Below are 21287 nucleotides of genomic sequence, written 5' to 3'. Positions count from 1 at the left end.
CGCGGGTGCGGCGATCCATCGTTCGTCTTGCAGTTTTCGCTGGTCGCACAGTCTGTACGTCAGCCGGACAGCCAGTCCTCGTAGTTTTCGTGCAAGTTGCACGAGCCGTTCGTCAACCTCAACGATCGTGGGTTACGGCAGTGACGGCGCTCGACATGCGACCTGGCGTTCGCCGGGCCCGACGAGGGGAGATGGCACACATGTGGGGGAACGTCGTACCGCGCGTCGCCGAACTGTCGCCGCTGGAACGCGTCCGGCTGCGCCGGGTCGCCATCCGGTACGCCGTACACGGCTGGGAGGTGACCCCCGGCGCCTGCCTCGCCCGCAGCCGGTTCGTGTGCGGTCGGGCCGGCTGCCCCACGGTGGGCTGCCACCCCGCCCTGGAGAACTGGGAACTGGCCGCCACCACCGACCCGGCCCGGGTGGCCACCTGGTGGCGCACCCGCCCGCACGGTGTGCTGCTGCCCACCGGCCGGACCTTCGACGTGCTGGAGGTGCCGGCCCACCTCGGCCGGCACGTGCTCGACGCCGTGCAGGTCCATCCGGCCGGCACCGGCGTACGCGGGCCCGTGCTGGTCACCCCCACCGGCCGGTGGATGTTCCTGGTCCGCCCCGGCGACCCGCTGCGACCGGAGTTGGAGCACTGCTTCCACGTCGTCCGGCACGGGCCGGGCTCGTGGATCCCGGCGCCGCCCACCCGGCTGCCCGAGGGGACCGTCCGCTGGGCGGTCGCCCCGGAGCAGGCCCGCTGGCAGCTTCCGGACTCCTACCTGGTGCAGAACACCCTGATCGAGGCGCTGCGGGCCAGCGGGGTGAAGCTGGCCCCCGACCTGCTCCCGGGTCACCTGCCCCTGCCCCGCCGGGGCAGGTGACCCGGCCCCGGCCGACGATTCGATCCGGTGACCGACAGCGTCGCCGGACGGCCGGTGCTCGTTGAGCAGGTGACAGCGCGAACGCGCGCCACGAACGGGGGAACGATGTCCACGGACGACAGGTCGCCGTATCCCGGCGGCACCGAACCGCCCCGTCGCAGCCATCCGCGGCACCGCTGGGCGGGCACCCGCCCGGCCGGCTCGCGCCCCGGGCGGCCCCGCCCCACCGGCACCCGCCCCGCCGGCACCCATCGCCCGCTGCGCTAGACCGTCTCTCCGGATCATCGCCGGCTCGCGCCCGGATCCAGAAGACACGCGTCTAGACCGTCAGCGGAAGCGCGGTGGAGTGGAACTGACGGGCGTCGTCGGTGACGACCGCGTGCGTGTGGTCGCCCAGACGGTCCAGCCAGCCGATCCCCGCCGCTCCCATTGCCAGGGCGGCGGTGGCGTAGGCGTCGGCGACGCCGAGGTCGCTGCCGACCACGGTCACCGAGCGCAGCCCGCTGGCCGGCGCGCCCCGCCGGGGGTCCAACACGTGCCGACCCCGCTCGTAGACCCCCGAGGTGGCCACGGCCAGGTCGGTGCCGGCGAGCACCAGACACGTCGCCATCGCGTCCCAGGGGTGCCGGATGCCGATCCGCCACGGCTCCCCCGACGGCGAGAAGCCGCGGACGCGCACGTCGCCGCCGGCGTTGACGCAATGGTTCGCCGCGCCGGCGGCGAGCAGCCGATCGGAGGCGACCTGCGCAGCCCAGCCCTTCACGAACCCGGACGGATCGAGCCGCCCGGTGGCGTACGCGTCGAAGAACCCGTCGGTGGCGCCCCACAGGTCGGCGCACGCCTCCAGGACGAAGCGCAGGTCCGCCGACGCCTCGGAGAGCAGCACCTCACCCCGGTCGAAGCGGCACACCTCGCTGTCCGTCCGGTACGTGCTGAACCGGCCGTCCACCTCGCGCATCCACGCGAAGACCTCGTCGGCCAGTTCGCGCAGCCGCGCGGGGGGCAGGTCGTCGGCGAGGTCCAGGGTGATCGCCGTACCCATGATCTGTTCGACCCGGCACAGCCCGGGTCGGGTCATCGCCGCCGGCACGTCAGAACGCCTGCTCGATCGCGGCCCGCAGCGACTGCTTGTACGAGTTGCTGGTCTCGGTGGCGCCGGAGACGGTGTTCAGGTTGGCGCTCTGCTTCTGCACCACCTCACCGCCAGAGCCGTTGTACATGCTCCGGACGTCGCCGCTGTGGATGTCGGACTCTCCACCGCTGGGCAGCTGCAACGTCACCGCGTCGACGATCTTGTTGCCGGAGACCACGATCTGCACCTGCACGTACCCGTACTCGTTCTTTACTTCCGATCCGGTCACCCGGCGGGTTGTCGGCTGAGGCGCCTTGGTGGTGGTGCGCGGCGCGGTCGGGGCCTTCGCGGTGGTCCTGGTGCCCGACGGGCGGGCGGTGCTCTTGGTGGGCTTGGGCGACGTGGGCGCGTCGGCCGTTCCCGACGGCTTCGGCGCTGCGCCGGTCGGTTCGGCGGCCGGGTCGGCGCTCGGGTCGACGCCCGGTCCGCTGGGGTTGACCGGCTGCGCTGTCGGCAGGTTCTGGGCGACCTGGGTGGCGCCCGGCGAGCCCTTGAGCACCACCAGGGCGGTGGTGCTGGCGGCCAGACCGGTGATCGCGAACAACGCGCGACGCATGCGATGCCTTCCTACAGCTCGAAGGTGGCCAGGTGGATCTGCCGGCGGGGCACGCCGGCACGGCGCAGCGCGCGCACCGACTGCTCGACCAGCCCGGGGGGCCCGCAGAGGTAGACGTCGCGCCGGGCCACGTCGGGCACCAGTTGGCGCAGCCCGTCCGGGCTCATGAGCTGGCGGGGGCCGGGGTCGTCGCGGGAGCCGATGACGTACCAGATCGACGTGTCGCGTTCCTGCGCCAGCCAGTCCAGTTCCCGGCTGAGCAGCACGTCGGCAGGCGTACGGGCCCGGTAGATCAGGGCGGCGCCGGGCGGCAGCTCCTCCAGCATGGCCCGGATGGGCGTGATGCCGCTGCCACCGGCGATCAGCAGCGCCCGCTCGCGCACCCGGTGCGCGGCGGTGAAGGTGCCCGACGGGCCGTGGGCCCAGACCCGGGTCCCCGGGTCCAGGTCGCGCAGGTCGGCGGTGTGCCGGCCGACGACCTTGACGGTGAGTCGCAGCCAGCGGCCGTTGGCGGCGGCCGAGACCGAGAACGGGTGCGACTGCCACCAGCTGCCGGGGGTGAGGAAGCGCCAGCGGAAGTACTGCCCGCCGAGCATCTCCAGGCGGCCCAGCCGCTCCCCGGTGAGGTAGATGGAGATGGTGTCCGGGCTCTCCGCGACGACGTCGGCGACCCGCAGCCGGTAGCGCAGGTTGAACACCAGTGGCGCGATCACCCGGCCCCAGAGCAGGGCGGCGACCACCAGCAGGTACAGGGCGATCCAGCCGGTCCGCACCGGGCCCGGCTTGTAGAGCTGCGCGCCGTGGGTGAACTGGTGCCCGTAACCGAGCAGCAGCACCAGATAGCTCGACCGGTGCAGCAGGTGCCATGCCTCGTAGGGCAGCGCCCGGCGGATCGCCCGGACGCTGCTGAAGCCGACCACCAGCATGATGCCGGTGGCGACGAAGGCCGAGAGCATGTCCTCGTAGCCGCCGAGCAGCGTGCCCACCTCGGCGAGGACCGACTGGTTTCGCAGGTCGGCGTACCCGACGAGGATCAGCGACAGGTGCGACAGCACGGCGACCAGCAGCGTCGCGCCGATGTCGCGGTGCCAGCGGCCGAGCTGCTCGCCGCCGATCCACCGCTCCAACACCGGCAGCCGGCTCATCATGAGCACCTGCACGAGGAGCAGGTAGCCGGCGATCAGGCCGGTGATCCGGCCGGCCGCGGTGACGGTGGCCGCGGTGGTCCGCAGCGAGCCGGCGGGGGTGCCCAGCCACCAGGGCAGCACGCTGGCGAGCAGCCCGACCAGGAGCAGCGCGGCCAGCAGCCGCCGGCCGCCGGGTCCGCGCCGGGCCGGGATCTGCGGGGGTACGGGTTCCGCCGACCGGCCGCCGTGCCAGGACGAGGTCGTCCCGGTGCGGCGGCCGGCGGCGTGGGTGTGCGAATGCGTCACGCGTACAGCTTCATCGGCTTGTAGGCCCGGTCGCTACCGGGGAACAGCATCTTCTCCACCTGCGCGTTGGTCAGGCCGAACCGGCCTTGCGCCACCGAGCCGTACACGTTGAACATGTTGTTGTACTCCGGCACGTCACCGGAGTCCAACGTGTCCAGGCCGTTCCAGGTGCCCAGCAGAGAGCTGGCCAGCTTCTTGCCGGAGAGCACGGTGACCACGCCGCCGTGCCCGTGGTCGGTGCCGCCCTTGTTGGAACTGACCCGCCGGCCGAACTCGCTGGACACCATGATCGTCACGTCGGCGGCCTGCGGACCGAGGTCGGTGAAGAAGGCGGCCATCGCGCTGGCCAGCTCGCCCAGTCGGCGGTGCAGCTGACCGCCCTCCTGGGTTCCCTGGTTCTCGTGCGTGTCGTAGCCGCCCATGCCGACGGTGGCGACCCGAACGTTGGCACCGCCCTTGATGAGCTGGGCGAGCTGCTGGAAAGCGTTGCCGATGCCCTCGTACTTGACACCCGCGGCGGGCTGGTACGGCTTGGCGGCGAGCTTCTGCGCGGTGGCCAGCGCACCCATGCCGTCCTGCACGGCCTCCTCGACCGGGTGGTTGATCCCGGTGAAGAGTCCCTTGATCGCCTTCTCGGTGGCGGCCCGGAACTTGTCGTCACCGTTGAGCCGCAGCGAGCCGACGCTGTTCAGCGACAGGGCGCCGTTGTTGCCGACCAGCGAGCGCGGCAGGGTGCTGCCGATCCCGACGCCACGGAATGCGGTGCCCGTGCCGAGGTTGTCGACCAGGTTGTCCAGCCAGCCCCGGCCGCCGGTCTCGTGCGGCAGCCCACCCAGGTTGCAGGCGTCCGCGGCCTGGAAGTGGCTGCGGGACAGCCGCTCGTCGGAGACGGCCGGGATGAAGCCCAGCTGACCGGCCTTGAGGTAACTCTCCAGCGGCTTGAACGCGCTGGTCAGCTTGAAACCGCGGGCCAGGGCCAGCGAGTCGTTGCCGAGCAGCAGCTCGGGCCGGCCCTTGGTGAGTGCCGGGTCGCTGTCCGGTGCGACCAGGCTCAGCCCGTCCAGCCCGCCATAGAGGAAGACGTGGATCAGCGTGCCGGTCTTGGTCGCCGCGAACGACGCCGAGGTGGTGACGAACTGGGCGGTGGCCAGCGCGGTGGCGGTGGCCGCGGCACCGGCGACGAAGGTCCGCCGGGTCACGCCGCGACCGTCCTGCTGGGCCTCCTCCAGATCCTCCAGGGACCGGTAGCGGTCGGCTTCGGCGGCCTTCTCGGCGGCGACGATGTCGGCCTCCGCGCGCAGCAGGGCCTCGGTCGGGTTGTCGGCCAGCCGCCCCAGGTCGGGGCATTCGGGGTGCAGGGGGAAAGAGTTGTACACAGTCTTCTCCATCGGGTGCCTCACCGGAGGTGGTGCTGGGGGGACGCGAGGATCGCCCGCGCGACGGCGGTGATGGCCCCGTTGAACGTGGCATCGACCTTGGTGGTCGCCGAGACGCCGGCGACGCCGAGGATCAGGTTCTTCTCCCGGGCGGTGAGCTTCTGGTGGATCAGCCGCTGGGCGAGCGCGTCCACGTACGCCCCGGCAGTGGCCGGCGGCTTGGCGACCAGCTTCTCCGGTGCCGTGTACGTGAAGGAGGTGCGGTAGCCCGCGATGATCTCGCCGGCCTCGTTCCAGCCGTTGACCATCGTGCCGGCCGAGGTCCACGCGATGTAGACGTCGGGGTAGCCGTCCGGGGTGGGCTGACCCATCGGGTACTGGCCCAGCTCGCGCAGCTTGTCGTGGATCTGCCGCAGGCCCCGGGCGAACGGGGTGCGCTTGTTGTCGCCGTTGTCGTTCTTCGCCGACGCCTCCGGCGAGACGCCCAGGGTGCGGTACGTGGCGACCAGGTACTCCATCGGCCGGCGCACCTTCTGGCCCACCGCCGCCCAGAACTCCGACGAGCTGAACAGCGTCATCAGCACCGGCTTGATCATGCCGTTGTTGCTGGTGTACGACTTGGCCAGCCGGTCCACGAGGGACTTCGGCGGGGTGTCCGAGACGAACCGGGTCGCGAGGCTCTGCGCCACGTACTTCGCGGTCGAGGGGTGCAGCGCGATGTAGGTGATGTACTTGTCGATCGCCGCGTCCACGGCGGCGATCTCCTTGGTCGTCGGGTTGTTGACGTCCTTGATGCTGAACGTGTTGGCGTGGGTGAAGCCGAGGATCTTCACCTTGCCCATGTAGTGCTGGTTGACGCGCAGGACGTACTGGCCCTTGTCGTCGACGCCACGGCCGGTCTGCAGCATGGCGGCCTGCCGGACGTCGCCCTCCTTGTAGCCGCCGTCGACGCCGACCGAGTACAGCTCCAGGTTCTCCCGGGCGAGGTTCTCGTTGATGGCGTCCTTGCGGGAGTCCTTCTGGTTCAGGTAAATCAGCAGCGCGGGGTGCTTGTTCGCCGCGACCAGCATCTCGGGGTAGCTGCCCAGCGCGTGCTTGCGCACCACGTCCTTGTCGAACGACGTGCGGTACACCTCGCCGCCGTCGAAGTCGGCGGCGACGTGCAGGAAGTCGTTCCAGAAGTCGACCATCACCTCGAACAGCTGGCGCTTCGACCAGATCTGGCGGGCCAGGGTGGCGTCGACCACCTCACGCTCCGGCTGGGCGCCCTGCTCGTTGAGCTTGTCGCGCTGGTCGCGCAACTGCTGCACCGAGAGCGCCTGGGTGGGCAGCTCGGCGAGCTTCAGCTCGGCCTTGCTCGGCTCGATCTTGTCCGGGTCGAGCTGCGCCCGGATCCAGCCGTCGATGCCCTGCTTCTTGATGTCGGCGACCACGGCGGGCGTCGCGCCGAAGGTGGCCCGCCGGGCCAGGTGCAGGATCGGGTCCTTGGCGAGCACTGTCTTGACGGTCACCGTGGTCTCCGCGGCGGCCGCCGCCGGGCCGGAGAAGGTCCGGCCACCGGTCGGCGCGTTCTTCTTCAGCGCCTCGCCGGCCCGGGAGCCCATGTAGCTCTCGTTCTGCTCGGTGTAGGTACGCACCGTGCTGGGCTGCTGGCCGCTGGGACGCGCCAGGGTGCCGTCGGTGACGGCGCTCCCGGTCGCGTCGCCCGCGGCCGCCTCGTCACCGAAGAGGCTGCGGAACTGCGGCGTCATGGCGAGCGCCGCGCCACCGGCCACGACGGCGGCGGTGCCACCGAGCGCGACCATGGCCTTGCGCCGGCCCACCTTGCGGCCCGGCTCGTCGTCATCGTCCAGGGTGGGCAGTCCAGCACCGGCCGGACGCGCCGGGGCCGGACGACCCAGACCCTCCGGGCCGACCCACTGCGGCCCACGCGGGGCGGGGGCGGGTTGTCCGGCGTGCGCGTACCCGTCGCCGTACTGCTCGCGCGGGTCGCCCTGCGCCGGGTAGCCACCCTGGTAGGGGTGGGGGGAGTCGTATCCGTACGACGCGGACGCGGTGGGGTCGCCGTAACTGTCCGCGCTGTGGTGCTGGCGTCCGTCCCAGCCGCGGTCGTCCCGCGGTCGACGTGGTGGCACATTCTGGTCGGCCATGTACCAATCCCGATTTCTGATGAGCGCCGGAAGCTGCGACCGAGCGGGTGCGGCAGGTGCGGCGACTGTTGCCTGAGGGGGTTGCTACGGCAAGGTAACCAAGCGCTCAGGTGCCTTCAAGGTGAGCCGAACAGGCCGGTGAGGGCACTTAAGACAGCCCTCACCACCGCGTTCGTGGCAGGCCGGGGACAGGGGCCGGGCTCCGACCTTCCCAGCAGGGCGGACGTACGGCAGCCGGGTACGGATCGGACCAGACCGCCGTACGCGGCACGTTCTGCGTCGTTCACCACCACAGGCAAACTTAAGGTTGGGCTAAGCCGGACGTGAAGTGTCCTCACGCTGGGAAAAGGAGGAGCGGGCGAGCGTGAGCCGCTGCCGCAGCGGGTATGCCGCCGAACCGCTGAACGCGTGAGGGGAAGGCAGCGCCATGCTCAGCAAAGAGGATCAGCGCAGGTTCGACCAGATCACCCGTCAGCTCCGGGAGAGTGACCCGGCCTTCTTCGCCCGGCTGGACCACCGGGTCCGAGCCCGCAGGGGCCGCTACCTGATGTTGTTGACCATCGTGCTGTGGGCGTCGCTCCCGGCGATGGCCGTGTTCGCCGGTCGGCTGGCCGGCGCGATCTGCGCGGTGGTGCTGGTGGCCAACGCGGCGATCATGTGGCGGTTCCGCCGCCGCTGGACGTGAGGGCTCACCCCGGGCCGAACGCCCGGTACGCGCGACGCAGCCGCTCCAGCAGGCCCGGCCCTCCGATGGCCGGCGCCGGCGGGCCGAGCTGGCGCAGCAGGAGATCCGGCCCGGTCGCCAGCCGGGGTGGCCGGTCGGGCAGCGGCACCGGCGGCGCCCAGAAGCGGTCCACCGCCTCCGCGAGGGGGGTGGTCGCCAGCCCGGCGAGCGCCCGGGCCGCACCGACCGGCGGCAGCGTGTCCACTGCGGACGACCCGTCGTCCGAAGTGGACGCGACGTCGCCGGGGGCGGCAGCCGGCGCGGGCGACACAACCGTGCCGGTGGCCTCGGCCCGGCGGGCGCGCAGCCGGTCGAGCAGGTCCGCGCGCGAGCGGCCACGCCAGTGCAGCAGCTCGAACGGGTCCGCGTCGAACGCCTCGGCGAGCAGGTAGAACGTGGCCGCGAGGTGCTTGCACGGCACCGCGAAGTCGGGGCAGTTGCAGCGTTGGATCAGCTCGTCCACGGCGGCCGGGAACAGCGGGGCGCCCGCCGCCACGAACAGCTCCTCCAACTCGTCGGGCAGGTCCCCGGCGAGCAGGCGGGCGCTGAAGAACGCCTGCCCGGCCAGCTCGTCCTCGATCCGGGTCCAGAGCGCGGCCGGGAACGTCGCCAACGCGATGGAGACCTCGTACGGCCGGGGCCGGGAACCCTGCACCTGGGCGGTGACCCGGCCCGGTGCGATGTCGAGCCGGAGCACCTGACCCGCCCGCGCGTACGACCGGCCACGGGTCAGCCGGGTGCCGAGCGCGAACGACTCCAGCACCTCCAGGAAGCGCCGGGACCACCAGGACCGCCCGATCGCGCCCCGGGCGCTGCGCGCCCGCAGCCCACCGTCGACCCGCCGCGGACGGCCGTAATCGGCGAAGTCGCTCACGTCGCCACTCCGCTGCGCTCCGTGCCGACGCGAGGCACCGAGCTGCTGTGCCTGATGGTTCGCTCGCTCCGCTCGCTCACTCCACCACCGCCCCGGCCTCCAGGGCGAACAGCTCCCGCAGCTGACCCGTGGACAGCTCGGTGATCCACTGCTCGCCGGTGCCCACCACCCGCTCGGCGAGGGCGCGCTTGTCGGCGATCATCGCGGCGACCTTCTCCTCCACGGTGCCGGCGCAGACGAACTTGCGGACCTGCACCCGCCGGCGCTGCCCGATCCGGAACGCCCGGTCGGTGGCCTGGTCCTCGACCGCCGGGTTCCACCACCGGTCCACGTGCACCACATGGTTGGCGGCGGTCAGGGTGAGCCCGGTGCCACCGGCCTTGAGGGACAGGACGAACAGCGGCGGGCCGTCGGCCGACTGGAAGCGCTGCACCAGGGCGTCCCGCTCGGCCTTGCCGAGCCCACCGTGCAGGAACAGCACCTCCCGGCCGAACCGCGCCGACAGGTGACCGCGCAACATCGCGCCGAACTCCGCGTACTGGGTGAACAGCAGCGCCCGCTCCCCCGCCGCCAGCACCTCCTCCAGGATTTCGGTCAACCGGGCCAGCTTTCCGGAGCGGCCCTCCAGCGCCGAGCCGTCGCGCAGCAGCTGGGCGGGGTGGTTGCAGACCTGCTTGAGCCGCGTCATGGTAGCCAGCACCAGCCCGCGTCGCTCGATGCCGTCGCTGGTCTCGATCCGGGCCAGCATGTCGTCGACCACCACTCGGTACAGGGCTGCCTGCTCGGCCGTGAGGTTGCAGAGCACCTCCATCTCCAGCTTCTCCGGCAGGTCGGAGATGATCGACGAGTCGGTCTTGAGCCGGCGCAGCACGAACGGGCCGGTGATCCGGCGTAGCCGCTCGGCGGCCTCGACGTCGCCGTGGCGCTCGATCGGCTCGGCGAACCGCTTGCGGAACGTGGCGGCCGGGCCGAGCAGCCCCGGATTGGCGAACTGCATGATCGACCAGAGATCGGCGAGCCGGTTCTCCACAGGCGTACCGGTCACCGCCACCCGCTGCCGGGCCGGCAGCGCGCGGACCGCCTCGGCCTGCCGGGTCGACGCGTTCTTGATCGCCTGCGCCTCGTCCACCACCACCCGGTGCCAGTCGATGCCGGCCAGGTCGACGGCGTCGCGCGCGGCCACCGAGTAGGTGGTCAGGACCAGGTCCGCGCCGTGCGCTGCCGCCGTGAACTCCGCCCCCCGCGCCCGCTCCGCCCCATGGTGTACGTGCACCCGCAGTGTCGGCGTGAACTTCGCCGCCTCCCGCTGCCAGTTGCCGACCAGCGACATCGGACAGACCAGCAGGGTCGGTCCGGCCTCCGGCGGGTCCCCGGCGAGCAGCGCCAGCAACTGCACGGTCTTGCCCAGCCCCATGTCGTCGGCGAGCACCCCGCCCAGGCCGAGCGACCGCAGGAACGCCAGCCAGGCCAGTCCGCGCCGCTGGTACGGCCGCAGCGTCCCCTGGAAACCCGGCGGCGGGTCGAGCGGGGTGAGCCGGCGCTCGACCGCACCGGCGAGCAGGTCGCCCAGCGCCCCGTCGGCGGTCACCTCCAGCACCGGCAGCGCCTCGGTGTCGTCGCCGTCGGCGAGCCCGAGGCGCAACAGGTCGGCGACGGTCAGCTCGCCGGCCGAGCGCAGCAGACGCAGACCGGCCGCGAGCCGACCCGGGTCCAGCTCCACCCATCGGCCGCGCAGCCGGACCAGCGGGGTCTTCAGCTCGGCCAGCGCGGCCAGCTCGTCGGCGGACAGCGGCTGGTCGCCGAGCGCGACCTCCCAGCGATAGTCGACGAGCGCGTCCAACCCGACGCCGGCCTCGGTGCTGGCCACCGTGCCGGGCGCGGTCCGGCTGCGGGCGCGCAACCGAGCGCCGAGCCGCGCCGACGGACGCCGCCACCACGACGGCAGCAGCACCCCGAAGCCGGCGGCGTGCAGCACCGGAGCGCCCTCGCTGAGGAACCGGTGCGCGCCCTCGACGTCCAACTCCATCGCCTCGGGCGCGGCGGTGCGCAGCGCGGCGTCCAGGTCGGGCCAGAGCCGGCTGGCCCGGCCCAGCTCCGCGAGCAGGGTCTCCTGCGGGCTGGCCGTACGGTCGGCGAGACCGTCGAGCGTGTGCGCCCGCCAGACCTCCCCGGCGTCGATGTGCAGACCCGGCTCATCGGCCGCCTGCAACCCGAACTCCAGCCGCCACCGCGCGGCCGGGGAGTCCTCGTCGCCTGTCGGGCCACCCTCGGCCAGCTCACCGCCGCCCGCGCGAACAGCCGCGGGCGGCACGTCGCCCGGCACCGGGCGGGTGGCCAGGATCGGCTCGGTGACCTCGTCCGGGGCCGGCTCCACCAGGCGGAAGCTCGCCCGGACGGCACCGCCGGCCGCGTCGCGCTGCCAGTTGTCGAGTTCGGCGCGCAGGATGTCCAGTGCGGCCCGGTCGACGGTGAAGTCGCGGCGAGGGCCGGCGAGCGCGGCCAACCAAGCCGGCGCGGGCCCGCCGGGGCGCACCGCTCGGGCCAGCGTCGTGGTCGCGAGGGCCGCTCGGGCGGCGGCGTCGGTGAGCGCGTCGAGCGCGTCCGCCACCAGCGCCGCACCCGTCACCTCGGTGGCGCTGGACGTCGCCGCCGCGCGGGCGGCGGGCGGTAGGGCCAGCGCCAGCGACCGCGCCCAGCCCGCGTCGGTGCCGGTCAACAGCGGACGCCAGACCGCCCGCGCGACCACCTCGGCCGCCCGGTCGGTCGGGTCGGTCGGCGCGTGGACGCCGGGCAGGACGCGGCCTCGGGCCACCAGGTCGGCGGCGAAGTCGGCCAGCTCGGCGAGGTGACGCAGGGTCGCCCCGGGCACCGCCGGAAGGTCGTCCAGGGCGCGCAGCAGTGCGAGGGCGTCGTCTGGGGCGTACACCAGGGTGGGCACCCGCCACGCGGCGAGGGTGAGCTGGCCGCGGGCCGGGGGTGCGACGGTGGTCCGGATCAGCTCGGGTGAGTCGGTCGGCGCGCCCGCCCGGGTAGGCAGGGTGAGCAGCGCGGTGGCCGGGCGGGCCGGCTCGGCGGCGTCGGCGAGGGCCGCGACCAGGTCCGCGTGTCCAGCGGCGAAGGGATGCGGGCGCTCCCGGGGCGGCCTGCCGGGGCGGGCCGGAGCCGGTGGCGCGGCGCTGTCCTCGGCCCAGACCGCGAGGCCGGCGGTCGAGGCGTCGCAGGGCTTCCACAGCCCATGGATGACCAGCACCTACTCCCCCTCCGCCGCCCGCGCCCAGGATAGGCGGCCCGGGGCGACGAGCGTCAGCGCCCACCGCACGACACCCGCCGCCGACGGGGTGATCGACTCCAGGTCGGCGGTGTGGGGGTGTCCACGCCGGGCTGGGCTAGCGTCGGCCCATGGTCGATCTCTTGGTTGTCGGCGGGCTCGGGGTGGATGTGCGGGTTCGGGTGCCCGCGCTGCCGCTGCCGGCCGCCGACTCGCACACCGTCGAACCGATCGAGCTCCGGATCGGCAACACCGGCGCCGGGGTGGCGCTGGCCGGCCGGGCGCTCGGGCTGCGGGTACGGGTGGTCGACACCCTCGGCGCGGACCCGGCCGGCGATCTGGTCCGTGCCGCGCTGACCCGGGCCGGGGTGCCGGCGGTGCTGGCGCAGGACCGCGGCGGTACCCGGCGGTCGGTGAACCTGGTGGACCCGGGCGGCCGGCGTACCTCGCTGTACGACCCGCGCCCGTGGCGGGGCGACCCGCCGTTCTCGCCCGCGGAGGTGGCCGAGCTTGTCGCGGACGCCCGGCACGTACACCTTTCGATCATGGACTGGGTGGTGCCGTTGCTGCCCGCCGTGCGGGCCGCGCTCCCGGCGGGCGTGTCGCTCTCCACCGACCTGCACGACTGGGACGGCACGAACCCCTACCACCGGCCGTTCGCCGAGGTCGCCGACCTGGTCCTGGTCAGCGGGGTGCGGCTGGGCGATCGGGCCACGGCGCTCGCCGGCACGCTGGCGCCCCGGACCGTGGTGGTGACCCGGGGCGCGGACGGCGCGGAGCTGTACCCGGGCGACGGCACGCGGGTCCCGGTGCCGCCCGCCGCCGCGCCGGGGCCCGTGGTGGACAGCAACGGGGCGGGCGACGCGTTCGCGGCCGGGCTGATCGTCGGGCGGCTGCGGGGCGAGTCCCTGACCGAGGCCGCCCGGTACGCGGCACGGGTCGCGGCGGCGGCCTGCGCCCACGACGGCATGGAGTATCCGCCGGGCCTGTTACCCGCCGGATGACGACGGGCGGCCGGACTCAGAGCGCGCCGGTCGACCCGTCGGTCAGTTCGCGCAGGATGTCGGCGTGGCCGGCGTGCCGGGCGGTCTCCTCGATCAGGTGGACCAGGATCCAGCGCACCGACACCTCGCCGAGCTGCGGGTGCGGCACCACGTGGTCGAGGTCGAAACGCGCGGCGACCGCCCGGGACCGGGCGCAGGCCCGCTCGTACGCCTCGACGAGCCCGGCGACCGTGTCGCGCTCATCGAGGGTGAAGCTCGCGATCGCGTCCTCTTCCGAGGTCAGGTAGACGTCGCCCGGCTCGGGTGCCAGCAGCACCGGAAACCAGTTCCGCTCGACAAGCGTCAGGTGCTTGACCAGCCCGGCGAGCGTGGTCGCGGAGGGCACCAGCCGGCGGGCCGCCTCGGTGTCGGACAGGCCGCGCAGCTTGCGCAGCACCACGCCACGATGGAAGTCGAGGAACGAGTCCAGCACGGCGCGCTCGTCGCCGACGCGGGCGAGCACCGGGCCGAGCGTCGGATCGATGGGCTGCTCCGTCATTCGCCGACCGTAACCACGTCGGGCCCCTCGCGCTGCCCCGCATCCCGCTGCGAGGCGCCCTCGCGACGGGCAGGATGGGCGCATGGCTTCATCCGTGCAGATCCTCCTCGTCGGCGGCGCGGCGGACGGGCAGACCGTGACCGTCGAACTGGACACCAACGGCCGGCCGCCGCTCACCCACCACCACATCGGGTCCGGTGGGCTGGCGGAGGCGCAGATCTACGAGTTGGAGTCCGCCCGCGAGGAAAGCCGCGAGTGGCGCTACCGGTGGACCGGTCCGGCGGTGTGACGCGGGTCAGACTCGGGTGAGGGCCTGAGCGCGCAATCTGTCCAGCACGCCACGGGTGACCTCCGAGGTGCCCCGCGCCTGCTCGCAGACCTCCGCGACCCGACGGGCCGTGGCCTCGGCGCGTTTCTCGCGTTCGTCCCAGAGTCGGTCGACCTCGGCCAGCAGCGGCCCCTCCACCTCCCGCTCTACGCCCCGCAGCGCCGGCACACCGAGCCGCTGGGCCAGGTCGAAGACCTTGCCGGCGTACGGCAGCGGCAGGAACGGCGTGCCCACCATCGCCGCGAAGATCAGGAAGTGCAGACGCATGCCGACGGCCAGGTCGAAGTGGCGCATCAGCCCGAGCACCTGCTCCGGGGAGTAGGTGCCGTGCAGGATCCGCCCCCGCTCGGCGGCGACCATGTGCGACAACACCCCGTGCGAGTGCCGGATGTCGTCGCGCTCCATGGGCACGAACAGCACGTACGCGTCGATGCGGTGCACCAGGAAGTCACCGATCTGGGCCAGCAGCCGGTGGTAGCCGTCGACGTCGAGGCGTTCGGCTGCCCGTCCCGGCTCCCGCACGCTGATCCCGACCAGCCTCTTACCGGCCGGCACCCCCTCCTCGGCCAGCAGGTGGGCCGGGAAGTCGGCCGGCTGCAACAGGAACGCCGGGTCGGCGGTGACCGTGATCGGGTTGAGCAGTCCCGCCTCTTCCAGGACCATCCGGGACTCCTGGTCGCGGACGGTCACCTGGGTCGCGCTGGCGAGCGTCTCCCGGACCATGCCGGTGTCGACCGCGTCGCTGAGCGGCCCGACGCCCACCGCGTACGTGATGAGGGGCAGGCCCCGTTCCTGGGCGACCCGCACGACCCGCAGATAGCGGCGGGCCTCCCGGTCGTAGAGGATCCCGCCGCCACCGAGGATGAGCAGGTCGAGTTGAGCCAGCACCAACGCCGAGTCGGTACGGCTGATGCCTTCCCAGGGCACCGCCTCGACGTCCGGGTGGGCGGCGCGGGTGTGTTCCGGGTTGCGGGAGAAGACGATGATCCGGGCGTTCGGTTCCTGCATGCGTAGATCGGTGAGGAGACCGGTGAGGATCGCCTCATCGCCGAGGTTCCGGCCACCGTACGAGCCGAGCACACCGATGGTCAGTCCGGCGCCATGCGTCATCCGTCGCTCCTCCCCGGGTGCGGTCCGCAGCGGTTTCCCGCTGGTCGGGCGAACAGTCCTGAACCGGGGCCGGGGTGGTTCAGCCCGTCGGGTCGATGCGCTTGGCCATCTGCTGCGCGGTGACCTCGAAGCCCAGGCTCCGATAGAGCCCGATCGCCACGGTGTTCGTTCCGAAGACGTTCAAGCCCAGCTCGGGCACCCCGAGTCCGGCCAGTTCGGCCTCGATGAGCTGGATCATCCGCCGCGCGTGGCCACGCCCCCGGTGCGCCGGATGTACCTCGATGTTCTGAATCCAGGCCCGGGTCGGGCCGGCCGCGTCACTCACCCCGGGCAGGCTCACCCAGATCCACCCGACCTCGGTGTCGTCGACCCGCGCCACCCGCAGCAGAACCCCCTCGGTGGCCGCGCCCGCCGGCAGCCCTTCCCGCAGCTGCTGCGCCGACCGCTCCCGGGCCGCCTCCGGCGTCATGCCCCGGTGCGCGACCAGATCCTCGGCGTATCCCACCTCCAGCGGCTCCCACAGCCGGGCCAGTTCCTGCTCGGTCATCGGCGTCAATGTCAACTCCACCGGGGCCTCCCCTTCGATGTCTGATCCAGCGCGTAGTGCAGCAGAACCACGCAGACGCCGCCACCGTGATACCCGTGACGAGGCTTCCCCGACCCGGCGCCCCTCCGCTGAGGAAATCGGTTGTTCGTCGGGGCGGGGCCGGCGCACCGTGGCGGGATGAAGGGGACAGCGACGCGGATCGGCTGGGGTGATCTGCCGGCGGCGGTCCGATCCGCGGTGGAGGGCATCATCGGTGATCGGGTGGTCGAGGCGGTGTCCCAGTCGGGTGGCTTCTCGCCGGGCACCGCCGACCGGGTCCGCACCGCGACCGGCCGGCGGGCTTTCGTGAAGGCGGTCAGCCCGGCACAGAACCCGGACAGCCCGGTCATGCACCGCGCCGAGGCCCGCACCGCCGGCGCGCTACCGCCGACAGCGCCGACGCCCCGCCTGCTGGGCTGCCACGACGACGGCGAGTGGGTGGCACTGGTCTTCTCCGACGTGGACGGACGGCACCCGACAACCCCGTGGCGGGCGGACGAGCTGACCCGCGTGCTGGGCGCCCTGGAGGCGATGGCTGTCGCGCTCACCCCGAACCCCGTCGCGCACGTGCCGGCCGCCGCCGAGCTGCTGGCCGGGGACTTCGCCGGCTGGCACCGGATCGCCGCCGACCCGCCGCCACGACTCGATCCGTGGGTTCGGGCCCACCTGGATGACCTGCGGCACGCCGCCGACGAGGGCGTCGCCGCGCTGACCGGGGACACGCTCTGCCACCTGGACGTGCGGGCCGACAACCTGCTGCTCGACGCGGCCGGGACGGTGACCGTCGTCGACTGGCCGTGGGCCTGCCGGGGGCCGGCCTGGCTGGACACCGCGTTGCTGCTGCTGAACGTCCGGCTCTACGGCGGGCACGACACCGAGTCGATGCTGCGCCGGCTGCCACTCACCGCCGGTGTCGACCCGGCCGCGCTCACCGGGGTGTACGCCGGACTGGCCGGCTTCTTCGCCGACAGCGCCCGTCGTCCGCCGCCGCCCGGCATCCCCACCGTACGGGCGTTCCAGCAGGCGCAGGCCGACGCCCTGCTCCCCTGGCTGGCCGAGCGGCTCGCCTGACGCAGCCGGTCGGCGCTGTCGCGCTGCCGGTGCCGTTACCGCGGTGCTGCCGGTCAGCGTGCCGTGGGCGCCGAGGTGAACCCGTACGCCAGTTGCGTCAGGTCGACCAGCCGCAGGTCGCCGTCGAGTCCCTTGAGCGCAGCGGTCATCGCGCCGGCCGCGCGCCCGGCCTGCAACCCGACCTCGGCGTCCTCGACGACCAGGCAGCGCGCCGGTGCCACGTCGAGCAGCGCGGCGGCCCGCAGGTAGCCCTCCGGGGCCGGCTTGCCCGCGCGCACGTCCTCGACGGTGACCAGCACGGGCGCGGTGATGCCGGCGGCACCGAGCCGGGCCTCGGCCAGCCGGACGTCGGCGCTGGTCACCACCGCCCAGGGCAACCCCAATCGGGCCAACGTCGACAGCAGCTCGAGGGCGCCCGGGGTGGCGGTCACGTCGGACAGGTCGTCGTACTGCAACGCCAACTGCCGTGCCGCCGCCACGGCGACCGCTGCGTCGTCGAGCGAGGGAAGGAGCCGGCGGATCGTCTGATCGGCGGGTCTGCCGTGCGCGATCGCGAGTGCCGCCGCCGGCTCGACGGCGTACTCGGACGCCCAGCGCTCCCAGGCCCGCTCGACGGCGGCGTCGGAGTCGACCAGGGTGCCGTCCATGTCGAACAGCACCGCGTCGACGTCTGCCAGCTCCACGATCATGCTCCCCCGTACGCTCCGTCCCGAGGATAGGGCGTCCCTGGCCGGCGGCGGAAAACGGACCCGGCGCTGGGAACGAGTGGTCCGATGGCCGCCAGACTCGACGACGCGCCGTCGACATGATCGTTTGTATGACGACGACGACACTTGGTGGCAAGGCCGCCCTGGTGACCGGGGGCTCCCGCGGCATCGGGGCCGGTATCGCACTGCGCCTGGCACAGGATGGGGCCGACGTGGCGCTGACCTACCGGCAGGACGCCGGGCAGGCGGCAACAGTGGTGAAGCAGATCGAGGCGCTGGGCCGGCGGGCCCTGATGATCCAGGCCGACAGCGCCGACCCGACGGCCGTCCGGGACGCCGTCGACCGGACGGCCGCCGAGCTGGGCCGGCTGGACATCCTGGTCAACAACGCGGCGGTGTTCCTGGTCGGCGCCGCGCAGGATCTCGGCACAGCGGAGCTGGAGCAGACGATCGCCGTGAACGTGCGGGCGCCGTACCTCGCCGTGCGGGCGGCGCTGCGGTACCTGGGCGACGGTGGACGGATCATCAGCATCGGTAGCAACGTCGGGGAACGGGCCGTCTTCCCCGGCTTGGCTCTCTACTCGATGAGCAAGACCGCTCTGGTCGGGTTGACCCGGGGTCTGGCCCGCGAGCTGGGCCCCCGGGGCATCACCGTCAACCTGGTCAACCCGGGGCCCACGGACACCGACGCGAACCCGGCGGACGGGCCGAACGCGGCGACCATCGCCGGATTCACCGCCGTCGGCCGCTACGCGCGCCCCGCCGACATCGCGGCGACCGTCGCGCACCTGGCCAGCCCCGAGGCGGGCTACGTGACCGGGGCGGTGGTCAACGTGGACGGGGGTTTCACCAGCTGAGATAGCCCCCTCAGCTGCGTCACTCCTCCCGGCCCGACACGGAACGCACGACGTCGACGAAGGCGACGCGCCGGTTGGTCCGTACCTCGATGGCCGCGAGCCAGCGCTCCCGGTGCCGGTCGCGAAGCGGCACCGCCGCGTCGCCCGGCTCGTCGGCGAGGCGGCGCTGCTCGGCGTACTCCGTCGTGAGGCTGGCCAGCACCGACCGGCCCGCCGCCGCGACGTCCGCCGGGCCTTCCAACAACACCAGGTTGTACGCCTCGTCCACGGCGCGCATCGCCGCGTACGTCTCGTCGTAGCCGGGCGTGGCCCTGTCCACGCCCGGCTCGACCCACCGCCGGTCCAGCCGCCGGTACGCCGCGTCACAGGCGCTGAGGAACCCGACGTACGCGTCGCGCCGCAGCTCGTCACGCCGGGTCGCCCACCGGTCGGCGCTCTCCTGCCGGGCGACGGTGAGCTGGTGGGCGAGTTGCCGGCGGGTGCTGAGCGCACCGATCAGCCCGGTCAGGGCGGCGGCGGCCAGCGTGGACAGTGAGGTGATCAGCGCGACGGCGACGGTGTCCTGCACGCGCCCATCATGACGTTCCCGAAACATGAGCCATCGCCGGCACCCGCCGGCCGGGGCGGCGCCGATGGCCCGAGCGTTTGCCCCAGCCGCCTACGGTGCCGTCATGCCCCTTCGCGCGGCTCGTCTGCTGATCTGGCCCATCGCCGTGGCCGCGTTCGCCCTACGCATCTGCGCCGAACTCTGGATAGAGCCGGTGACCTGGCGGATCGATCCGCGCGGCGTCGCCCTCCTGGTCTGGATAGCCGCCCAGGCGGCCTGTTTCCTGGTGCCGTGGGCCGCATATGCCCTGCTCACCAGGTCGGTCCGGCAGCGACCCGCGACCTGGGAGGTGGACGCCGGCCGGCGCTGCTTCATCGCACCGGCCAGCCCACGCTGGATCGGCCCGTGGTCGATCCTCCTCGGCTGGCTGGCCGGCGGCTTCGTGCCGACGGAACGGGTGCCGGGTGAGGACCGCCTGCGGCTCGCCGACATTCCAGGCACCGTGGCGCTGGGCATCGGTATCCCGGTCCTTGTCCTGGGAGGCATAGCGGCCGTCCTGCTGATGAACCGGCCATTGCTGGCGCTGGACCGCGACGGCATCACCATGCAGGGCATCATCCGGCGCAGCTTCCTCCCCTGGAACCGCCTGCTCGCGGGCGGACCGATGCCTCCAGCCCGGGGTGCGGCCAATCTCACCCTGATGCGGCTTCCGGCGACGCCGGGCGGCAGAGCACCCGTCGGGTATCCGCTGCCGATCGCGCGCCTGCACGTCGACCCGGCCTTCCTCGCGCACACGATCCGCCACTATGTCGAGCACCCCGAGCACCGACCGGCGATCGGCGCGGCGGACGAGCGGGAACGGCTCCGCGCCGCCCAGAGCTGAGCCCGGACCACGGCGTGTAGAGCTGCTCGGGGGTGTGCTCCGCGCCGGAGCGCCACTCCCAGCCGGGGGCCGCGCGTCGCGCCGACTCAGCGCCGGGTGCGGTTGCGGCGTACGGCCCAGACTCCACCGACGATGGCCACAGCCGCCGGCAGCAGACAACAGATGCTGAGGACCGCGAGGTGCCACGGTTTGATCGCGCCCATAGCCGCGAAGGCTATCCGGTGCGGTCAAGTGATGATCGTGCTGACCGAGGCCAGCGGGCCGACCGGCTTCGGCGACGGTACCGTCGGCACGCAGAGCCGGTGCCGCGACACGGACAGGAGCGCGAGCTATGCCGACGACGCCATCCGCGAGCCGTACGGCGGTGCTCGTCTGCCAGGGCCGAGCGGCGGCGGACGGCCTGATCGCTCCCGGCCGCTTCGCGGACCCGACGGCCATGCGCCTGCTCCGCGCCGACGAGCGGGAGCCCGTCGATTGGGTACGCGCCGCTTCCGCGCCCAAGCCGTGGCGGCAACGGGTCGACTACGAGACCGTACGGGCCTGCGCCGAGATGATGGTGCCCCGCACGGTCGCGATCGACGACGCCGTACGTGACCACCACAGCTCACAGGTGGTGATCCTGGGGGCAGGGCTGGACGGTCGCGCCTGGCGGATGCCGGAACTCGCCGACAGGACGGTCTTCGAGGTCGACCAGCCAAGCAGCCAGCGCGACAAGCGCGAACGCGCCGAGGGCCTGCCCGGCACTTCACCGACGTTCGTGGCGGTGGACTTCGGCCGTGACCGGCTCGCCGAGGCGCTGGCAGCCGCCGGGCATCGCTCCGGCGAGCCGACGACGTGGATCTGGGAGGGGGTCGTGCCGTATCTGACCAGGGCCGAGGTGTCCACGACGGTCGCTGCGGTCGCCACCTGCTCGGCACCGCACAGCCGCCTCGTCGTCAACTTCCAGCTCCCCGGGAAATCCCTGACGCTGGGCCGGCTCGTCGCACGGCTGCTGATGGCGTCCACCGGCCGGCGCAGTTTCTGGGCGACCGAGCCATGGCGCTCGACCTGGACGCCCGCCGCCATGACCGCCCTGCTGGCCCGGCACGGCTTCACCGTCACCGGCGACCACGACCTGCTCGACACGGCTCGGGCACTCGCCCTGCCGATCCGCAGTGCCACGTCACTCGCCCACAGCCGGGTGATGGTCGCGGATCGCGCCTGACCCCGGTGGGACTCACTGGCTCCCACAACGGCACCAGCCGGCGGATGAGGTCGTCGACGACAATAGA

20 protein-coding genes are annotated in these 21287 nt (G+C 73.1%); 8 read left to right on the top strand and 12 right to left on the bottom strand.

What is annotated here, in order from left to right:
- Window positions 1–200: 200 nt before the first annotated feature.
- Entirely contained in the window at window positions 201–872 is a 672-nt protein-coding gene (locus tag ACGGAQ_RS11055) for a bifunctional DNA primase/polymerase (RefSeq protein ID WP_393047862.1), read from the top strand.
- Between the two features lie 319 nt (window positions 873–1191).
- Here ACGGAQ_RS11055 and ACGGAQ_RS11050 read toward each other — a convergent pair whose 3' ends face one another.
- The 5 genes from ACGGAQ_RS11050 to ACGGAQ_RS11030 are packed head-to-tail and all read right to left on the bottom strand — an operon-like array spanning window position 1192 to window position 7519.
- Entirely contained in the window at window positions 1192–1914 is a 723-nt protein-coding gene (locus tag ACGGAQ_RS11050) for an FAD:protein FMN transferase (protein ID WP_393047859.1), read from the bottom strand.
- Between the two features lie 49 nt (window positions 1915–1963).
- A complete protein-coding gene (locus tag ACGGAQ_RS11045; RefSeq protein ID WP_393047138.1) occupies window positions 1964–2560 on the bottom strand; it encodes an FMN-binding protein in 597 nt (198 codons plus the stop codon).
- An 11-nt stretch (window positions 2561–2571) separates the two neighbouring features.
- Window positions 2572–3993 carry a ferric reductase-like transmembrane domain-containing protein gene (locus tag ACGGAQ_RS11040; RefSeq protein WP_393047135.1) on the bottom strand — a complete coding sequence of 474 codons (1422 nt, stop codon included), beginning with the start codon at window positions 3991–3993 and terminating at the stop codon, window positions 2572–2574.
- Window positions 3990–5381 carry a DUF1501 domain-containing protein gene (locus ACGGAQ_RS11035; RefSeq protein ID WP_393047132.1) on the bottom strand — a complete coding sequence of 464 codons (1392 nt, stop codon included), beginning with the start codon at window positions 5379–5381 and terminating at the stop codon, window positions 3990–3992. The genes ACGGAQ_RS11040 and ACGGAQ_RS11035 overlap by 4 nt, the downstream gene beginning before the upstream one ends.
- Before the next feature lie 8 nt (window positions 5382–5389).
- A complete protein-coding gene (locus ACGGAQ_RS11030) occupies window positions 5390–7519 on the bottom strand; it encodes a DUF1800 family protein (RefSeq protein WP_393047129.1) in 2130 nt (709 codons plus the stop codon).
- Between the two features lie 427 nt (window positions 7520–7946).
- Between ACGGAQ_RS11030 and ACGGAQ_RS11025 the strand changes: the two genes are divergently transcribed.
- Window positions 7947–8204, top strand: coding sequence for a DUF3040 domain-containing protein (locus ACGGAQ_RS11025; protein ID WP_234586377.1), 258 nt, complete (start codon window positions 7947–7949; stop codon window positions 8202–8204).
- Window positions 8205–8208: 4 nt separating this feature from the next.
- Here the strand turns inward: ACGGAQ_RS11025 and ACGGAQ_RS11020 are convergent, their stop codons facing one another.
- Complete coding sequence (locus ACGGAQ_RS11020; protein ID WP_393047125.1) at window positions 8209–9117, bottom strand: SWIM zinc finger family protein; 909 nt, start codon at window positions 9115–9117, stop codon at window positions 8209–8211.
- A gap of 76 nt (window positions 9118–9193) precedes the next feature.
- Complete coding sequence (locus ACGGAQ_RS11015) at window positions 9194–12367, bottom strand: SNF2-related protein (protein ID WP_393047123.1); 3174 nt, start codon at window positions 12365–12367, stop codon at window positions 9194–9196.
- A 149-nt stretch (window positions 12368–12516) separates the two neighbouring features.
- Between ACGGAQ_RS11015 and ACGGAQ_RS11010 the strand changes: the two genes are divergently transcribed.
- Window positions 12517–13389: a carbohydrate kinase family protein gene (locus ACGGAQ_RS11010; protein ID WP_393047120.1), complete on the top strand. Its 873-nt coding sequence runs from the start codon at window positions 12517–12519 to the stop codon at window positions 13387–13389.
- 16 nt (window positions 13390–13405) lie between these two features.
- Here the strand turns inward: ACGGAQ_RS11010 and ACGGAQ_RS11005 are convergent, their stop codons facing one another.
- Window positions 13406–13927 carry a DinB family protein gene (locus ACGGAQ_RS11005; protein ID WP_393047117.1) on the bottom strand — a complete coding sequence of 174 codons (522 nt, stop codon included), beginning with the start codon at window positions 13925–13927 and terminating at the stop codon, window positions 13406–13408.
- Window positions 13928–14009: 82 nt separating this feature from the next.
- Between ACGGAQ_RS11005 and ACGGAQ_RS11000 the strand changes: the two genes are divergently transcribed.
- A complete protein-coding gene (locus ACGGAQ_RS11000) occupies window positions 14010–14216 on the top strand; it encodes a hypothetical protein (RefSeq protein WP_393047115.1) in 207 nt (68 codons plus the stop codon).
- Window positions 14217–14222: 6 nt separating this feature from the next.
- Here the strand turns inward: ACGGAQ_RS11000 and ACGGAQ_RS10995 are convergent, their stop codons facing one another.
- A complete protein-coding gene (locus tag ACGGAQ_RS10995) occupies window positions 14223–15365 on the bottom strand; it encodes a polysaccharide pyruvyl transferase family protein (protein ID WP_393047112.1) in 1143 nt (380 codons plus the stop codon).
- Between the two features lie 79 nt (window positions 15366–15444).
- Complete coding sequence (locus ACGGAQ_RS10990) at window positions 15445–15933, bottom strand: GNAT family N-acetyltransferase (protein WP_393047109.1); 489 nt, start codon at window positions 15931–15933, stop codon at window positions 15445–15447.
- Between the two features lie 156 nt (window positions 15934–16089).
- On the opposite strand from ACGGAQ_RS10990, the gene ACGGAQ_RS10985 reads away from it, so the two are divergent.
- A complete protein-coding gene (locus ACGGAQ_RS10985; RefSeq protein ID WP_393047106.1) occupies window positions 16090–17022 on the top strand; it encodes a phosphotransferase in 933 nt (310 codons plus the stop codon).
- Between the two features lie 53 nt (window positions 17023–17075).
- Here ACGGAQ_RS10985 and ACGGAQ_RS10980 read toward each other — a convergent pair whose 3' ends face one another.
- The gene (locus tag ACGGAQ_RS10980; RefSeq protein ID WP_393047103.1) at window positions 17076–17705 is read right to left on the bottom strand and encodes an HAD-IA family hydrolase; all 630 of its coding nucleotides are present in this window, start codon (window positions 17703–17705) and stop codon (window positions 17076–17078) included.
- 134 nt (window positions 17706–17839) lie between these two features.
- On the opposite strand from ACGGAQ_RS10980, the gene ACGGAQ_RS10975 reads away from it, so the two are divergent.
- Entirely contained in the window at window positions 17840–18586 is a 747-nt protein-coding gene (locus tag ACGGAQ_RS10975) for an SDR family NAD(P)-dependent oxidoreductase (RefSeq protein ID WP_393047101.1), read from the top strand.
- A 19-nt stretch (window positions 18587–18605) separates the two neighbouring features.
- Here ACGGAQ_RS10975 and ACGGAQ_RS10970 read toward each other — a convergent pair whose 3' ends face one another.
- On the bottom strand, window positions 18606–19154 hold the full coding sequence (locus tag ACGGAQ_RS10970) for a hypothetical protein (protein ID WP_393047099.1): 549 nt from the start codon (window positions 19152–19154) through the stop codon (window positions 18606–18608).
- Window positions 19155–19257: 103 nt separating this feature from the next.
- Between ACGGAQ_RS10970 and ACGGAQ_RS10965 the strand changes: the two genes are divergently transcribed.
- Both ACGGAQ_RS10965 and ACGGAQ_RS10960 read left to right on the top strand, forming a co-directional pair.
- On the top strand, window positions 19258–20016 hold the full coding sequence (locus ACGGAQ_RS10965; protein ID WP_393047097.1) for a hypothetical protein: 759 nt from the start codon (window positions 19258–19260) through the stop codon (window positions 20014–20016).
- 331 nt (window positions 20017–20347) lie between these two features.
- Window positions 20348–21220: a class I SAM-dependent methyltransferase gene (locus ACGGAQ_RS10960; RefSeq protein ID WP_393047094.1), complete on the top strand. Its 873-nt coding sequence runs from the start codon at window positions 20348–20350 to the stop codon at window positions 21218–21220.
- Window positions 21221–21287: the final 67 nt, after the last annotated feature.

The organism is Micromonospora sp. NPDC047557 (assembly GCF_043205095.1).
GTDB lineage: Bacteria > Actinomycetota > Actinomycetes > Mycobacteriales > Micromonosporaceae > Micromonospora.
This window is presented reverse-complemented; position numbering and strand designations above follow the sequence as displayed.

Bases quoted from the DNA above. Each gene is read 5' to 3' on its own strand.
- ACGGAQ_RS11050 (WP_393047859.1), bottom strand. From the start codon at position 1,914: ATGGGTACGGCGATCACCCTGGACCTCGCCGACGACCTGCCCCCCGCG.
- ACGGAQ_RS11010 (WP_393047120.1), top strand. From the start codon at position 12,517: ATGGTCGATCTCTTGGTTGTCGGCGGGCTCGGGGTGGATGTGCGGGTT.
- ACGGAQ_RS11005 (WP_393047117.1), bottom strand. From the start codon at position 13,927: ATGACGGAGCAGCCCATCGATCCGACGCTCGGCCCGGTGCTCGCCCGC.
- ACGGAQ_RS11035 (WP_393047132.1), bottom strand. From the start codon at position 5,381: ATGGAGAAGACTGTGTACAACTCTTTCCCCCTGCACCCCGAATGCCCC.
- ACGGAQ_RS11055 (WP_393047862.1), top strand. From the start codon at position 201: ATGTGGGGGAACGTCGTACCGCGCGTCGCCGAACTGTCGCCGCTGGAA.
- ACGGAQ_RS10975 (WP_393047101.1), top strand. From the start codon at position 17,840: ATGACGACGACGACACTTGGTGGCAAGGCCGCCCTGGTGACCGGGGGC.
- ACGGAQ_RS11025 (WP_234586377.1), top strand. From the start codon at position 7,947: ATGCTCAGCAAAGAGGATCAGCGCAGGTTCGACCAGATCACCCGTCAG.
- ACGGAQ_RS10985 (WP_393047106.1), top strand. From the start codon at position 16,090: ATGAAGGGGACAGCGACGCGGATCGGCTGGGGTGATCTGCCGGCGGCG.
- ACGGAQ_RS10995 (WP_393047112.1), bottom strand. From the start codon at position 15,365: ATGACGCATGGCGCCGGACTGACCATCGGTGTGCTCGGCTCGTACGGT.
- ACGGAQ_RS10960 (WP_393047094.1), top strand. From the start codon at position 20,348: ATGCCGACGACGCCATCCGCGAGCCGTACGGCGGTGCTCGTCTGCCAG.
- ACGGAQ_RS10965 (WP_393047097.1), top strand. From the start codon at position 19,258: ATGCCCCTTCGCGCGGCTCGTCTGCTGATCTGGCCCATCGCCGTGGCC.
- ACGGAQ_RS11030 (WP_393047129.1), bottom strand. From the start codon at position 7,519: ATGGCCGACCAGAATGTGCCACCACGTCGACCGCGGGACGACCGCGGC.
- ACGGAQ_RS11045 (WP_393047138.1), bottom strand. From the start codon at position 2,560: ATGCGTCGCGCGTTGTTCGCGATCACCGGTCTGGCCGCCAGCACCACC.
- ACGGAQ_RS11000 (WP_393047115.1), top strand. From the start codon at position 14,010: ATGGCTTCATCCGTGCAGATCCTCCTCGTCGGCGGCGCGGCGGACGGG.